This is a genomic window from Arthrobacter sp. MYb221, assembly GCF_002979835.1.
Classification (GTDB): Bacteria; Actinomycetota; Actinomycetes; order Actinomycetales; family Micrococcaceae; genus Glutamicibacter.
Genome location: NZ_PCPW01000007.1, coordinates 131,844 through 147,195, shown reverse-complemented (window position 1 = coordinate 147,195; position 15,352 = coordinate 131,844). Strand labels below are relative to the sequence as shown.

Annotated in this window: 11 protein-coding genes; 7 read left to right on the top strand and 4 right to left on the bottom strand. The window is 57.6% G+C overall.

Annotation, left to right across the window (positions count from 1 at the left end; genetic code table 11):
- Positions 1-150 precede the first annotated feature (150 nt).
- Positions 151-5,925, top strand: a complete 5,775-nt coding sequence (gene pulA, locus CQ015_RS10570; protein WP_258138258.1) for a pullulanase-type alpha-1,6-glucosidase — start codon at positions 151-153, stop codon at positions 5,923-5,925.
- 177 nt (positions 5,926-6,102) lie between these two features.
- Here the strand turns inward: pulA and CQ015_RS10565 are convergent, their stop codons facing one another.
- Entirely contained in the window at positions 6,103-6,411 is a 309-nt protein-coding gene (locus tag CQ015_RS10565; protein WP_105650079.1) for a PLD nuclease N-terminal domain-containing protein, read from the bottom strand.
- A 173-nt stretch (positions 6,412-6,584) separates the two neighbouring features.
- Here CQ015_RS10565 and dnaK point away from each other — a divergent pair, with 173 nt between their 5' ends.
- The 5 genes from dnaK to CQ015_RS10540 all read left to right on the top strand — a co-directional run bounded on the left by dnaK (position 6,585) and on the right by CQ015_RS10540 (position 12,511).
- Positions 6,585-8,441: a molecular chaperone DnaK gene (gene dnaK, locus CQ015_RS10560; protein ID WP_096283306.1), complete on the top strand. Its 1,857-nt coding sequence runs from the start codon at positions 6,585-6,587 to the stop codon at positions 8,439-8,441.
- Between the two features lie 15 nt (positions 8,442-8,456).
- Positions 8,457-9,029 (top strand): nucleotide exchange factor GrpE, encoded by a 573-nt coding sequence (locus tag CQ015_RS10555; protein WP_096283307.1) that lies wholly within the window; start codon positions 8,457-8,459, stop codon positions 9,027-9,029.
- An 87-nt stretch (positions 9,030-9,116) separates the two neighbouring features.
- Complete coding sequence (locus tag CQ015_RS10550; protein WP_105568695.1) at positions 9,117-10,085, top strand: DnaJ C-terminal domain-containing protein; 969 nt, start codon at positions 9,117-9,119, stop codon at positions 10,083-10,085.
- A gap of 109 nt (positions 10,086-10,194) precedes the next feature.
- Positions 10,195-10,623 (top strand): heat shock protein transcriptional repressor HspR, encoded by a 429-nt coding sequence (locus CQ015_RS10545; RefSeq protein WP_105553267.1) that lies wholly within the window; start codon positions 10,195-10,197, stop codon positions 10,621-10,623.
- A 274-nt stretch (positions 10,624-10,897) separates the two neighbouring features.
- The gene (locus CQ015_RS10540) at positions 10,898-12,511 is read left to right on the top strand and encodes an AMP-binding protein (RefSeq protein ID WP_105650111.1); all 1,614 of its coding nucleotides are present in this window, start codon (positions 10,898-10,900) and stop codon (positions 12,509-12,511) included.
- A 13-nt stretch (positions 12,512-12,524) separates the two neighbouring features.
- On the opposite strand, the gene CQ015_RS10535 is transcribed toward CQ015_RS10540, so the two are convergent.
- On the bottom strand, positions 12,525-13,127 hold the full coding sequence (locus CQ015_RS10535) for a GNAT family N-acetyltransferase (RefSeq protein WP_105553266.1): 603 nt from the start codon (positions 13,125-13,127) through the stop codon (positions 12,525-12,527).
- A gap of 42 nt (positions 13,128-13,169) precedes the next feature.
- Positions 13,170-14,030 (bottom strand): tRNA (guanosine(46)-N7)-methyltransferase TrmB, encoded by an 861-nt coding sequence (gene trmB / locus CQ015_RS10530; protein ID WP_105553265.1) that lies wholly within the window; start codon positions 14,028-14,030, stop codon positions 13,170-13,172.
- Between the two features lie 149 nt (positions 14,031-14,179).
- Between trmB and CQ015_RS10525 the strand changes: the two genes are divergently transcribed.
- Positions 14,180-14,590 (top strand): YccF domain-containing protein, encoded by a 411-nt coding sequence (locus CQ015_RS10525; RefSeq protein ID WP_255248325.1) that lies wholly within the window; start codon positions 14,180-14,182, stop codon positions 14,588-14,590.
- A gap of 35 nt (positions 14,591-14,625) precedes the next feature.
- Here CQ015_RS10525 and CQ015_RS10520 read toward each other — a convergent pair whose 3' ends face one another.
- Entirely contained in the window at positions 14,626-15,162 is a 537-nt protein-coding gene (locus CQ015_RS10520) for a DinB family protein (RefSeq protein WP_105568696.1), read from the bottom strand.
- Positions 15,163-15,352 lie beyond the last annotated feature (190 nt).

Here is a 15,352-nt window from a genome sequence, read left to right as displayed (position 1 = left end):
ACTGAAAAGTTTGATGTTTTCCCTGCATCCGAGTGTAAATGTTGGAAACGCTTGCACTTGATGGAATTCGCTCAGTAGTGTGGGCTGAATCACTGGCGAGTCAGCTCTTATGGCTTGCCGCTCGCACCTTCGAACTCAATGGAGCATTTCGTGAACAGCAAAAGCGCTGCTTCCTCCGTGCGCAGTCAGCCACTGCCACCATACCTTCATAAACGTAGTTGGCGTCGTTGGGTCACCGCCTTGGCCGCAACCCCGATGCTGGCGCTCGCACCCATGGCACCCCTGGCTAATATTCCCGCCGTGGCAGATGAAACTTCTGTGACTCTGGCCGGTTCTTTTCAGTCGTTGTTGGGATGTTCCGCTGACTGGATGGCTGACTGTGAAGCTACCAGCCTGCAATCCACGGACCAGGAAGGGCAATACAGCCTGGAAGTGGAAGTTCCGGCGGGGAACTATGAATACAAAGTAGCGTTGAACAAAAGCTTTGACACGTCTTATGGACTGGATGGGGGAGAAGAGAACATTCCCCTAGCCCTGAGTGCGGATAGCCGATTGCGCTTCACCTTTGATACGGCCACTGGGCTGACACAAGTTGTGCCACTGGACCTTCGCGGAGAATATTCAGATACTGATGCCGAATTGGTCGCTGCGCCGGTCAGGCAAGCCGGTTCTGGTGAGCAATTCTATTTCGTCTTGACAGACCGCTTTGCCAATGGCTCAACGGCTAACGACGCCGGCGGTTTGGAAGGTGATCGACTAACCACCGGGTTTGATCCGACGGACAAAGGATTCTATGAAGGCGGTGATATCGCAGGCTTACACTCCAAGCTCGACTACATTCAGGGCCTTGGCACCAGCGCCATCTGGCTCACGCCCAGTTTTAAGAACATGCCGGTTCAGGGTAGTGGTGATGATGCCAGCGCCGGATATCACGGCTATTGGGTCACCGATTTCACTCAGATCGACCCACATCTAGGCACCAATGAAGAACTCTCCGAACTGATTGATGACGCCCACAAGCGTGGCATCAAGGTGTATTTCGACATCATCGTGAACCATACCGCGGATCTCATCGACAATAAGGAAAAGAAGTATTCCTACGTTGAGCAGTCTTCCCTTCCCTATAAGGATGCTCAGGGTCAAGCCTTTGACCCGGCGGACTACGCAGGCAGTGATACCTTCCCAGAGCTAGACGCTTCCAGTTCCTTCCCTTATACCCCGGTTGTTTCTGACCAAGTCAAGAAGGTCCCCGACTGGCTCAATGATCCAACGCTCTATCACAACCGCGGGGACTCAACCTGGGAAGGTGAGTCGGTCACCTATGGCGATTTTCAGGGGCTTGATGACCTCATGACCGAAAATCCTAAGGTAGTCAACGGTTTCGCAGAGGTCTACAAGAACTGGGTGGACTTCGGAATTGATGGCTTCCGCATCGACACCGCAAAACATGTGAATTTTGAATTCTGGGAACAATGGACCAAACAAGTTCAGGACTATGCACGAGCCCAGGGTAAAGACGACTTCTTCATGTTTGGCGAAGTTTATGATGCCGATGCAAAGAAGCTTTCGCCCTACGTGCGTAAGACGGAAATGAATTCCGTCCTTGATTTCACGTTCCAATCTGCTGCTGCCGGTTTCGCGGGAGGAAATTCAGCCAAAACGCTAAGCACGCTGTTCTCGGCGGATGACTACTACACCACGGCAAACACCTCAGCTGATGCTCTACCAACTTTCCTTGGCAATCACGATATGGGGCGCATTGGGTACTTCCTGAACAACAGCAATCAGAAACTCAAACGTGATGAACTGGCCCATGAACTGATGTTCCTGACCCGTGGCCAGCCGGTGGTTTACTACGGTGACGAACAAGGATTTGCAGGCACCGGTGGAGACAAGGATTCTCGCCAATCACTGTTCGCTTCTCAAGTCTCGGACTATCAGAACCAAGAATTGATTACCGGAGAAAAGCTCGGAACCCAAGATCGTTATGACAGTGATTCTCCGATGTACCAGCACATCGCGGCCCTCTCTAAACTTCGCGAATCAAACAAAGCGCTGAAGGGCGGGGCACAAGTAGAGCTATACGCCCAAGATTCCAAGGGAGTCTATGCATTCTCGCGTGTGGACCGTGACGAGAAAACCGAATACCTGGTGGCCCTGAACAACTCGGAAGAATCCGCTGATGTTGAGTTGTCGACTCTGACCTCCGACGCAACCTACTCAGCGCTCTATGGCGCCGAAGACAAACTCAGCAGTGCTGCGGACGGGAAACTCAACGTGACGGTGCCAGCGCTATCTGCAGTGGTTTATAAAGCTGACAAGAACGTAGATAGTGCTGCCTTCACACCTGAGATTTCCGCTCCAAAATCTGGGGCCGGGCTCAGCGGCGTAACACCCGTATCCGTGGATTTAGGCGAACAGGCGTGGGCTGAAACAAGCATGTCGTGGCGTGAAGTGGGCACCGAGAAGTGGCACCTACTGGGCGTGGCAGAAGACCACACCCCACGAGTCTTCCACGACGTTTCATCGCTACCACAAGGCACCTTGGTGGAATATCGTGCCGTGAGTACCAATGCCGCAGGAGAACACAGCGCCGCTTCCACCTATGCTGCCGTGGGCAACGACGTTTCCGGGTTTGCGAAGGAAAAACCGGCTGAATCGGATATCTCCATGGTCACCGTGCCGGGAAGCCATAACACCGAAATGGGTTGTGTCACCGACTGGGATCCGGCCTGCGAGGCAGCCAAACTCACTGAACAGCCTGGCGGGGTCTATTCTGGTGAATTCGATGTCCCAGCAGGGGACTATGAATACAAGGTAGCCATCAACGGATCATGGGATCTGAACTACGGCGCTGGTGGTATTGCCGGTGGTGACAACCTTAAATATTCTCACGAAGGTGGGACCGTCAAGTTCTTCTTCGATCCCCGCAACAACATCGCACAAAGCGATCAACAGGGTCCGATGATCACCTTACCGGGAAGTTTTCAAGACGAATTGGGCTGTAAATCCGACTGGGATCCAACCTGTCTCGCTACTTTAATGGCGGACGCTGATGCTGACGGTACCTACGAATTCACTACGGAGAAGATCCCGGCTGGTACCTACGAATTTAAGGTGTCACACAACTTCGGGTGGGACGAAAATTATGGCGTTGACGGTGCCGCCGGAGGTGCTAACTACAGTCTTTCGGTAACCGAAGGAAAGCCAGTGAGCTTCAGCTACGACTCGAAGACTCACCTGTTGCAGATTGGTTCTGACACCCAAACAGTCGCCGGCGTTGGTCAAATGAAAGCGCAGTGGATTTCCGCTGACACCCTAGCGATTCCTCGTGATCTAGGCACTGGTGAAAACTATGCCCTCTACGCTTCAAAGGACGCCAGCTTGAAATTGGAGGGAGAAGAGATCTCCGGTGCGAAGCCAATCGAGCTCAAAGAAATTATTGGTGGGTTGAGTGCCGAACAACGCAAGAAGTTCCCACACCTTGCCGACTACCGTGCCTTGCGTGTTGAGCTAGATCGCGAAGACGTAGCCTCTGCATTGCGTTCACAACTGGCATTGGCACGATTTGATGGCGAAGGGGATACCAAGAAACTCACCGCCTTCACCGGAGTTCAGAGTGCTGGTGTCATTGATGATCTCTATGCCAAGGCGCTTGACGATGTAGAACTCGGCGTGAGCTTCACCGGAAAACGCCCTACCTTTAGGCTCTGGGCACCCACGGCCCAAAAAACAACACTGCTGATTACTGACAAGAAGGAGAAGACTGCACGATACGCTGCTAGCTATTCGAAGGACAGCGGTGTGTGGACAGTAAAGGGTAAACCTCAGATGGCTGAGGCGAAGTACCGGTGGGAAGTTCAGGTCTTTGTCCCTGAAACGGGCAAGATCGAAACGAATATTGTTACCGATCCATATTCGGTTGCGTTGACCACTAATTCCACCCACTCGGTCGCGGTGAGCTTGGAAGACCCTCACCACCAGCCAAAACAGTGGCGTAAGGCCAAAGCCAAAAACGTCGAAAAGGACGTGGACCGCAGCATCTATGAACTGCAGATCCGTGACTTCTCGATTTCAGATGCTTCGGTGCCCGAGAATCAGCGGGGCCGCTACGGAGCGTTTGGAGCAAATGGGGCCGGGAGTAAACAGCTCAAACAGCTTTCCGAGGCTGGCCTGACTACCGTTCACCTGCTGCCAAGTTTTGATATCGCCACCATTGAGGAGGAACAGTCACAACGTGTTGAGACGGACTGTGATCTGAAGTCGTTGCCGGCAGCTTCCAGCAAACAACAAGAGTGCGTTACTGCCCACGGTGATGAAGACGGATTCAACTGGGGGTACGACCCCTTCCATTTCATGGCTCCGGAAGGTTCGTACGCCACGAACCCTGAAGGAGCGAACCGTGTCGAAGAATTCCGCTCGATGGTTGGATCCTTGCACAGCATGGGGCTAGAAGTAGTGCTTGATCAGGTGTTCAACCACACCGCAGCCTCGGGTCAAGCCGATCGCAGTGTGCTGGATAAGATCGTGCCTGGCTACTACCACCGACTTGATGCCACCGGGAAAGTGGAAACCTCGTCCTGCTGTCAGAACCTGGCCACGGAACACGCTGCGGCGCAGAAACTGATGGTTGATGCCCTGGTGGTGTGGGCCAAGGACTATAAGGTTGATGGATTCCGTTTTGACCTCATGGGCCACCACTCACGAGAAACCATGGAAGCCGTACGCAGTGCATTAGATGAACTGAAGCCGGGACGTGACGGAGTGGACGGCAAGTCCATTTACCTCTATGGCGAAGGATGGAACTTTGGTGAGGTGGCGGACAATGCTCGCTTCTATCAAGCGACTCAGGGGCAAATGAACGGTACCGGCATCGGGACCTTTAACGACCGACTGCGCGATGCCGTTCATGGTGGCAGTCCTGTTGATTCATCCTCAACATTCCGTCAGGGCTTTGGTACTGGCTTGGGAACGGATCCCAACGGTAATAAGGTCAATGGGAGCACCGAGGAAGCGTTGAAAGATCTCGGCCACGAAACCGACCTAGTGAAGCTCGGCTTGGCTGGCAATCTCGCAGACTTCGAATTCCTCGCTTCGGATGGCAGTGTGCACCGTGGTGATGAATTGGATTACCGCGGAGCGAAAGCAGGCTATGCTTCGCAGCCGGGAGAAGTGATCAACTATGTTGACGCGCACGATAATGAAACGCTCTACGACCTCACTGTGCTCAAGTTGCCACGAGATACTTCCATGGAGGATCGGGTGCGGATGAATACTCTCTCGCAAGCAACCGTGATGTATTCACAAGCTGTTCCGTTCTGGCATGCCGGAACCGAGTTATTGCGTTCAAAGTCTTTGGACCGAAATTCCTATAACTCGGGGGACTGGTTCAACCGCATCGACTTCTCCGGAGTGGAAAATACTTTTGGCTCGGGTCTTCCGCCCGAGGCAGATAACGGGGAGAAGTGGGATCTGATGGCTCCACTATTAGAAGACCCTGCGCTCAAGCCGGATGCCAAGGCCATGGCTGATGCTGAAGGGGCAGCCTTGGACTTGCTGCAGACCCGCAAGGAAGTTGGACTCTTGCGATTGGGCTCAGCTGATCTCATTGGGCAAAAGGTGAGCTTCCCGCTGGGTGGGTCTGAGGCTGAACCGGGAATTATCGTGATGCGCATTGACGACACGGTGGGTAAGGATGTCGATCGCAAGCATGACGGTGCCTTAGTCCTCTTCAATGCCTCGCCGAAGGAGAGCACGCAAAAGCTTGAGGAGCTGGTAGGTCACGACTACTCGCTTGCCAAGTCTCTTGTGAAAGGCAGTGATGACCGGGTGAAGTCAACTTCGTTCGACAGTGCCACCGGTGAGCTGACTATTCCGGCGCGCACCGCGGCAGTCCTAGTGGAACCTCAGGGCTCGGCTAAGTAGTAGAACGGAGCATTCCTACTGGACCATCTGTAGGGATTATTCGCAGGACCATTGTTGGTAGATGAACTGATCTAGCCAGTGTGGCAATCGAGTTTTTCATTGCCAAAGCGTCCACGCTGACAGCGAACAACCCGCTCTCGTCATCACGAGAGCGGGTTGTTCCATTGTGTCTGTAAATCAGTTTTGAGGGTCTTTGCGACGCCCAAAAACAAAGTAGGAAATGCTTCCTAGTACGTTGAGGCAACTGACCACGGCCCACAGTGGTTTTGGCCCTCTCGCCAGCTGAACGGGGCGTCGACGAAGATCGCGCAAGGCTGCAAACATCAAAGTCAGCTCGATAATTCCAGCGAGGATGACAGCAACCTGGGTGCGGCGATCCAGCTCCCGGAAGGACCGTTTTTTCGGTAGGTTGAGGCGCCGGGAGGGCAGGGTGGATTGTCCTTGAATGCCTTGGGTGTCCTGTGTCTGAAAATTATTTTTCGGCATGGGAATCATTCTTGCCCTTTGTTCGTTGAAGAAGACAGAACGCAAAGTTGAGTGAGGTTGGCTCAAGTTAATTTGACAGTCGAAAGCGGCTGAGTAAACTTGAGTCCAGAACGCTCAATCAGGATAAAAATCCTCAGCGTTAGTACTTTCAACCAAGGCAAAGGAGAGCCATTATGTCGCGTGCCGTAGGTATCGACCTAGGAACCACCAACTCCGTAGTTTCCGTGCTCGAAGGTGGTGAGCCAACCGTTATCGCAAACGCGGAAGGCAACCGCACTACCCCGTCGATCGTTGCTTTCTCGAAGAGCGGCGAAGTTCTGGTCGGCGATATCGCCAAGCGCCAGGCAGTGAACAACATCGACCGCACCATCGCTTCGGTCAAGCGTCACATGGGTACCGACTGGTCCATCGACGTAGACGAGAAGAAGTACACCGCTCAGGAAATCTCCGCGCGCACCCTGATGAAGCTGAAGAACGACGCCGAGTCGTACTTGGGCGAAAAGGTCACCGACGCGGTCATCACGGTTCCTGCATACTTCAACGATGCCGAGCGCCAGTCCACCAAGGAAGCCGGCGAAATCGCGGGCATGAACGTGCTGCGCATCGTCAACGAGCCAACCGCCGCGGCGCTGGCCTACGGCCTGGAAAAGGGCAAAGAAGACGAACTCATCCTGGTCTTCGACCTCGGTGGCGGTACCTTCGACGTTTCCCTGCTCGAAGTTGGCAAGGACGAAGACGGCTTCTCCACCATCCAGGTCCGCTCCACCGCTGGCGATAACCGCCTCGGCGGCGACGACTGGGATCAGCGCATCGTTGACTGGCTGCTGGCTCAGGCCAAGCAGAAGGGCGCAGACCTGTCCAAGGACAAGATCGCGCTGCAGCGTCTGAAGGAAGCTGCCGAGCAGGCCAAGAAGGAACTCTCCTCGGCCACCAGCACCAACATCTCGTTGCAGTACCTCTCGGTCACCCCAGAGGGTCCGGTGCACCTGGACGAGCACCTTTCGCGTGCCAAGTTCCAGGACCTGACCAAGGATCTGCTCGATCGCACCAAGAAGCCATTCCACGACGTGATCGCCGAAGCCGGCGTGAAGGTTTCGGAGATCGCACACGTGATCCTCGTTGGCGGTTCGACCCGTATGCCAGCCGTTGCCGATCTGGTCAAGGACATGGCCGGCAAGGAAGCCAACAAGGGCGTCAACCCTGATGAGGTTGTCGCCGTGGGCGCAGCCTTGCAGGCAGGCGTGCTGAAGGGCGAGCGCAAGGACGTGCTGCTCATCGACGTCACCCCACTGTCCCTGGGTATTGAAACCAAGGGCGGCGTGATGACCAAGTTGATCGAGCGCAACACCGCGATCCCAACCAAGCGTTCGGAGACCTTCACCACCGCTGAGGACAACCAGCCTTCGGTGTCCATCCAGGTCTTCCAGGGCGAGCGCGAGTTCACCCGCGACAACAAGCCGCTGGGCACCTTCGAACTGACCGGCATCGCCCCGGCGCCGCGCGGCATCCCGCAGGTCGAGGTCACCTTCGACATCGACGCCAACGGCATCGTGCACGTCTCCGCCAAGGACAAGGGCACCGGCACCGAGCAGTCGATGACCATCACCGGCGGCTCCTCGCTGTCGAAGGAAGACATCGAGCGCATGGTGCAGGAAGCTGAAGCCCACGCCGAAGAGGACAAGGCCCGCCGCGAGGCAGCCGAGACCCGTAACGCCGCCGAACAGGCAGCCTACTCGGTTGACAAGCTCATCAAGGACAACGAGGACAAGCTTCCGGAAGAGGTCAAGACCGAGGTTCAGGCCGACGTCGACGCGCTGAAGGAAACCCTGGAGAAGCAGGACAACGACGACGAGGTCAAGGCCGCGTTTGAGAAGCTGCAGGCTTCGCAGACCAAGCTGGGCGAGGCAATCTACGCCAATGCCCCGACCGAAGGCGCCGAAGCTCCCGAGGGTGAGCAGGCTTCGAATGCTGATGAAGACATCGTCGACGCCGAGGTAATCGACGAAGACGACGAGAACGTCAAGAAGTAAGGGAGAGACGGGAATATGTCCGAGGCACAGGACCAGAACGCCAACTCCGGCCAGGAGCCGGAGAACGAGCAGGATGCCGCCAATGAGCAGCAGACTGCAGACGCTTTGGGTCAGGCCGAGGCGATCCTGAACGAGGCGGCCGCCGGCGTCGAAGAGGCGCAGGCTGAGGTCACCGAGAAGGAAAACGAGTTGCGCAACGACCTGCTCCGCCTGCAGGCCGAGTATGTCAACTACCGCAAGCGCGTCGAGCGCGACCGGGTGGCAGTGCGCGACAGCGCCGTCCAGTCGGTGCTCTCCACCTTGCTGCCGGTACTCGATGACATCGATGCCGCTCGTGCTCACGGCGACCTGGCCGATGGACCGTTTGCGGCCATCGCCAACAAGCTGGACACGGTTTTGGCATCGCACGGCCTGGAGCGAATCGACGAGGCTGGGGTCGAATTCGACCCTAACGTCCACGAAGCTTTGCTGCGCCAGCCGGTCCCCGAAATTCCGGCGGACCATGTGGGACAGGTATTGCGAGCCGGTTACCGCAAGGGCACCTACACTCTGCGCGCCGCGCAGGTGCTGGTCGCCACCGGCGAATAGCCGCACATCTAGATAGCGAAACTGCCCACTGCCGAGAATTCGTCAGTGGGCAGTTTCGAATCGCTAGTCGAAAGAAAGGGGGCCCTGATGGCAAGTCAGGACTGGATCGACAAAGACTTCTACGCCATTCTGGGCGTCTCCAAGGACGCCAACGAGGCGGACATCAAGAAGGCGTACCGCAAGCAAGCGCGTAAGTACCACCCGGATACCAACCAGGGCGATGCGGACGCCGAGCGGAAATTCAAGGACATCTCCGAGGCCAACTCGGTGCTTTCCGATAAGGAAGAGCGCGAACAATACGACGCCATCCGCGCCATGGGTGGAGGCGCCCGGTTCAGCGCCGGCGGAGCTGGCGGCGCCCCGGGCGGCCAGGCGGGATTCGACGACGTCTTCTCCAACCTCTTCGGCGGTGGGGGAGGCCCGCGCGGCCGCGGCGGACAGCCCGACTTCTCCGATCTCTTCGGCGGCGGGGCTGGATTCGGCGGCGGATTCGGCCAAAGCGCCCCGCCGCGCAAGGGAGCTGACCGGACGGCCAGCACCACCATCTCCTTCGCTGGTTCCATCAAGGGCACCACCATCGGATTGCGTGAGCAGAGCGGTGAAGTCATTGACGTGCGTGTTCCGGCAGGAATCAAGGATGGCCAGTCGGTGCGCGTGCGTGGACGAGGCCAACCTGGCGGAGCCGGCAACGGCGACCTGCTGGTCAAGGTCAAGGTCACCGAGCACCCGTTCTTCAAACGCGAAGAGAACAACATTCGTGTGCACCTGCCGGTTACCTTTGATGAGGCAGTCCTCGGAGCCAAGATCCACGTGCCGACTCTCGACGGGGAACAAGTAGCCGTGAAGGTGCCCGCCGGTTCGAACTCGGGTCGTACCTTGCGCCTGAAGGGGCGTGGGGTGAAGACCTCGAAGTCCACCGGTGACATGCTGATCGTCTTGGACGTGGTGATTCCACAGAACCTGAACGACAAGGCGAAGGCGGCCATCGAAGACTTCGCTGCCGCCACCGCGGGGGAAGATCCTCGCGTGGGTCTTGAAGCCAAGGCCAGGCTCTAGGATTAATCCAGGAGCGATGTAATGCAACGCGGCGGCGTGCCCCGAAAGGGGCACGCCGCGGTGGACAATGGATGTATCCCCAGCAGCGGAAGTAAGGAGACTGAATTTCATGGCCCACGAGTTCTTGCGACCTGTATTCGTCATTTCAGTCGCCGCGCAACTAGCCGACATGCATCCGCAGACGCTGCGGCAATACGACCGCATCGGATTGGTCTCTCCAAGCCGCCAAGCCGGCAAGCAGCGTCGCTACTCTCAACGTGATGTTTCGCTGCTGCGCCAGGTGCAGCTGCTGAGCAAGGAAGGCGTTTCGCTCGAAGGCATTAAACGCATCATCGAGCTGCAAAACCAGGTAGCCCACCTCCAGGGTCAAGTGGCCGAACTGCGCGATGAGCTGCACGCGGTCCAGCAAGGCCAAACCCGGGTCTTCGCCGCGGGTACGGCCGCCGGAGATGTGGTGTCCATGGCCCGTGGCATGCGCCCGGCACGCCGCGAGCCAAGCGTCACCCTATTTACCACCCGCCGCGCCATCGGCCGCTAGTCCCGCGCTCCGCGTACCTCTCGCACCCTCGGCGGCGCCTCTCAGCGATTTCAACTGGCCATTTGCCAGCATCCGGATTAGTCTCAGAATAACGTGATCCACCTCACCTTTCGTGAATCGCGCAGTTGCACACCGGAGCACCGTTCCGGACCAGAAAATAGTGCAGCAGGACTGTTTTGAGAACGGAGAGCTTCGTGCAGGAACATCTTTCAGCAACGGCGCACTTTCAGCCGACACCTTCGGTTTCCGCGACCCCCGGTTTGCCGGTGCGCGCATGAAATCATATGCCCAGGGCGAAACAGGTGCACAGCTTCTCGACGAAACCATCGGCGCAAATTTAGAGCGTACCGTCGCCAAGTACGGTGAACGTGAAGCGCTCGTGGAGGTCGCCAGCGGAAGAAGATGGTCATGGAATGAGCTAGACCAGGCGGTCAACGACCTCGCACGCGGTCTGCTCGCGGCGGGCCTTCAGCAAGGCGACCGGCTGGGCATTTGGGCGCCGAACTGCGCCGAGTGGACGCTCACGCAATATGCCACCGCAAAAATCGGCGTGATCCTGGTGAACGTCAATCCGACATATCGCAGCCACGAATACTCCTACGCGGTCAATCACAGTGGCCTGCGAATGCTGATCACCATGTCCCGCTTCAAGACAAGCAACTATCGAGACATGGTCGAACGCTGCGCGGTGGACACCCCAACCCTTGAGCGGGTGGTTTACCTCGACACCGAGGACTGGACCGAACTAATCCACGGCGGACAGGGCGTGGAAGCGGGGCAGGTCGCGCAACGCCTGGCGCAGACGGCCCCGGATCAAGCGATTAATATTCAATACACCTCGGGGACCACCGGATATCCGAAAGGCGCAACGCTCAGCCATCGAAATATCTTGAACAACGGGTTCTTCGTCACCCAGACCATTCGGCTTGGACCGGAAGATCGGCTCTGCATCCCGGTGCCGTTTTATCACTGCTTTGGCATGGTGATGGGTAATCTCGGATGCACCGCGCACGGTACCACCATGGTGATTCCCGCCCCGAGCTTCGATGCCGAAACCACCTTGCGAGTCATCGCCGAGGAAAAATGCACGGGGGTTTATGGGGTGCCCACCATGTTTATCGCCATGCAGAATCATCCCAGCTTCGGCACCCATGACCTGAGCACCTTGCGTACCGGAATCATGGCAGGTTCGGTATGTCCTGTCGAGGTGATGCGCCGCTGCCTCGAGGAGATGAACATGACCGAGATTTCCATCGCCTATGGGATGACCGAAACCAGTCCGGTCTCCTGCCAGACGCGTGCCGATGACGATTTGGCGGCTCGCACGGAAACCATCGGCAGGGTGCATCCGCACCTTGAGGTCAAGATCGTGGACCCGGCAACCGGCGAGACGGTGGAGCGCGGGCAACCCGGCGAGTACTGCACCCGAGGTTACTCGGTGATGCTCGGCTACTGGAACGACGCGGCGAAAACCGAAGAAGCCATCGACTCGGAGAACTGGCTGCATAGCGGAGACCTCGCGGTGATGCGCGAGGACGGCTGCTGCACCATCGTGGGGCGAATCAAGGACATGGTGATCCGCGGGGGAGAGAACATCTACCCGCGGGAGATCGAGGAGTTCCTATTCGGGCATCCCGATATAGAAGATGTCTCCGTGGTGGGCGTGCCAAATGAAAAATATGGAGAAGAGATCTGTGCCTGCATCAAGATGAAGGCTGGCAAAACGCCCCTTGGGGTCCAAGACATCAAGAACTTCGCCGAAGGGCAATTGGCGCACTACAAGATCCCGGCCTATGTGATGATCCTCGATGAGTTCCCGATTACGGTCACCGGCAAGATTCGCAAGGTGCAACTGCGCGAAGACGCGGCGAAATCCCTGCTCAGCTAAGGACTGCGGGAGCCTAGATGCGGTCGTGCTTGGCTAAACGCGCCAAGAGCCCCTGCTTCACGCTGGGCCATTCGTGCGGCAAAATCGAGAAAACCACGGTATCTCGCAAGGTGCCGGTGCGAGCGTCATACATGTGATTGCGCAGCACCCCATCTTGCTTGGCGCCTAGCCGGGCGATAGCTTCCCGGGACTGCCGGTTATGCCAATGCGTGCAGAAAGCCACGGCGATGCAGTCGAGCTCTTCGAAGGCGCGCTGAAGCAATAGGTACTTCGCGGCGGCATTGATGCCCGTGCCTTGGTGGGCAAGTCCCAGGAAGGTTGAACCGATTTCCACCCGACGATTGACCGCATCGATGTTGAGGTAGGTCGTCGCGCCCACCGCTTTGTTGCTTTGCAGATCGAGAATTGCGAACGGGGCCATCTTGCCTTCGCCCTGTAGGGCCAGCCGCCGCTCAATCTCGGAGTACATGGCTTGCGCCGAAGGGGTCTTAGCGAACCAGGCCTGGTCCAGCCCGTCGCGGGCCACCAGAGCGCTGAGATCTGCCGCATGCTTCGGGTCGAGCTGTTCGAGCCGGACACCGGCGAATTCTAGGGTGGGGGATGCGCTAAGGGCCATGGCTGCAAGTCTATTGCAATCATGGCCCTGCGAAACTAAGACCTACTTGGCGGCTCGGGTGAAGGCCAAGTCGAAGACCAAACGTCCCGCCTTCAAGGCCTTGCCTTCGAAGCTGGTGAGGATGCGACGCTCAAATCGTGGTGCCCAGCCACCTCGGTCATCGACAAATTCCGGTTCCGGGTCGAAGCCCTCCATGCCGTTCCGGCGCACCTTGGTCAGGTTGCTTTCCTCCCCGGCAGCGTTGCCGGGGTACTGGTTTTCGAAAGCCTGGTGAGCTTCCAGCACCTCGCGCATTTGCTCGGCATAGTTCGACCAGTCGGTGGCCAAGCGCAGTGTCCCGCCGGGTTTCAGCACGCGCGCGACCTTGTCCAGGAATGAGGAGGTAATGAGGCGGCGCTTGTGATGACGCGGCTTGTGCCAAGGGTCCGAGAAGAAGATCCAGAGCTCATCGGCGCTATTCTCTTCGAGCATGACCTCGAGTACTTCTGGCGCGTTGGCCTGCACCGCGCGAACGTTTTCCAACTCGAATGATTCAACCTTCAGCATCAGCTGGGCCAATCCCGGAAGGTACACCTCGACGGCCAGGTAATTGCGCTCGGGGTCATCCTTGGCGGCATTGGCGATGCATTCGCCCAAGCCCGTGCCGATTTCTACGATCAGCGGGGCGACGCGTCCGAATGCCTGCTCGGGATCCAAGCGGAAGTCGTCTGCCACCGAAGTATCTGCAATTTTACGCGGCGGCTCGATCACGTAGCGATCGGCGTTGCGGTCCCAAGCAGCTGCGCGGCGTCCTTGCAGCCGATTGCCTCTGCGTACGAAAGAGACCGGTTCGGCACGGAAATAAGATGGGTCTTTGGCCGCCTTGCCGGTGACTGCAGGCTGCTCTTCGCTACGTTCGCTCATGATTATTAATCCTAGCCGAGTACCGGCCGGCACAAACTTGGAATTTATAGGGCGTTGCACACCCGCGAAGCGGGCATCGAGAAATACTAGGGGGCGTTCCGGGTGTTCCCCTATGGCGAATAGCCGCCTCGAACAGGCATCCTAGAAGTATGACAGATCTAGTGCGCGGTTTATTGAACATCATTTGGCTTGTTTTTGGAGGACTTTGGCTGGCGTTGGGCTATGTCCTAGCCGGTATCATCTGCTGCCTGTTGATCGTCACGATTCCTTTCGGCATCGCGTCATTCAGAATTGCCGGTTACGCGCTGTGGCCATTTGGGCGCACGGTCGTTGACCGCGGGCCGGTCGGCGCGTTTTCGACGTTGGGCAACGTCATCTGGTTGATCTTCGCCGGTATCTGGATTGCCATCAGCCATGTGCTCACCGCGATCCCGATGTTCGTATCAATTATCGGCATCCCACTGGGCATCGCCAACCTGAAGATGATCCCGGTATCCTTGATGCCGCTGGGCAAGGAAATCGTTCCTTCCGACTACTTCATCGGCAACGTCCGCCGCTAAAATCCAAGAGCAATATCAAGGCCGATTCCCATTATTCAGGGAGTCGGCCTTGCTGCCTTCACGAGACTTCTGCAACTTTCGGTGCGTGCGCCGAGTAGCTGTTCGCGAAGGATTTCCGCATGCCCGCAGTGTTGGGCGAGCTCGCGCAGCAGGTGCAGCTGTATCCAGGCGAGCGAGAGCGGACCACGCCGATTTCCGGAAAGCACCGCATCATCCGCCAGGCCTTGGCGGATCTGGCGAGAGCGGGCTACCGCTTGTCGATAAGCCCGGCTTACCGAGGCGATAGTGTCCCCTGGTGCCAGGTCAAATGATTCATCCGGGGACTGCGGAATACCGAGTTCAGCGCGCGAGGCCCCGGTGGCTGCCTCGCCAAACCAGACCCGTTCAACAAACACCGCATGCTTCAGCAACCCGAGCAGCGTGGTCTTCGAGGCAACCAAATGTGTCCTTGCCTCGGACTCGGTCAGCCCATCGAGATATCCAAGCAGCATCTGGCGATGCTGCCCAATGAACACGTCCACCAGCTCGGCTGGGTCCTGGCGGTAGTGAATTGGGGCATCTGGATTGGTCATGCGACATACTGTGCCAGTTTTGCTAGCCAGGTCAAGACCGTGGCCTGCGATGCCTTGGCGGATTGGCAACGTGGATAGGGCCCGCCTTGCCTGAGCACGGCCTCGCCATCCGCAGATCGAGCCACGCCAAAGATCGCGCGCAGGCCCTTCGGCATCCCCGCGAGCCGAAGGCCAGCAGGACCTGTACACG

What these genes read in the sequence shown, in the direction of transcription:
- CQ015_RS10565 (WP_105650079.1), bottom strand. Translation starts at nt 6,411, where the DNA reads ATGCCGAAAAATAATTTTCAGACACAGGACACCCAAGGCATTCAAGGA.
- dnaK (WP_096283306.1), top strand. Translation starts at nt 6,585, where the DNA reads ATGTCGCGTGCCGTAGGTATCGACCTAGGAACCACCAACTCCGTAGTT.
- CQ015_RS10555 (WP_096283307.1), top strand. Translation starts at nt 8,457, where the DNA reads ATGTCCGAGGCACAGGACCAGAACGCCAACTCCGGCCAGGAGCCGGAG.
- CQ015_RS10550 (WP_105568695.1), top strand. Translation starts at nt 9,117, where the DNA reads ATGGCAAGTCAGGACTGGATCGACAAAGACTTCTACGCCATTCTGGGC.
- CQ015_RS10545 (WP_105553267.1), top strand. Translation starts at nt 10,195, where the DNA reads ATGGCCCACGAGTTCTTGCGACCTGTATTCGTCATTTCAGTCGCCGCG.
- CQ015_RS10540 (WP_105650111.1), top strand. Translation starts at nt 10,898, where the DNA reads ATGAAATCATATGCCCAGGGCGAAACAGGTGCACAGCTTCTCGACGAA.
- CQ015_RS10535 (WP_105553266.1), bottom strand. Translation starts at nt 13,127, where the DNA reads ATGGCCCTTAGCGCATCCCCCACCCTAGAATTCGCCGGTGTCCGGCTC.
- trmB (WP_105553265.1), bottom strand. Translation starts at nt 14,030, where the DNA reads ATGAGCGAACGTAGCGAAGAGCAGCCTGCAGTCACCGGCAAGGCGGCC.
- CQ015_RS10525 (WP_255248325.1), top strand. Translation starts at nt 14,180, where the DNA reads ATGACAGATCTAGTGCGCGGTTTATTGAACATCATTTGGCTTGTTTTT.
- CQ015_RS10520 (WP_105568696.1), bottom strand. Translation starts at nt 15,162, where the DNA reads ATGACCAATCCAGATGCCCCAATTCACTACCGCCAGGACCCAGCCGAG.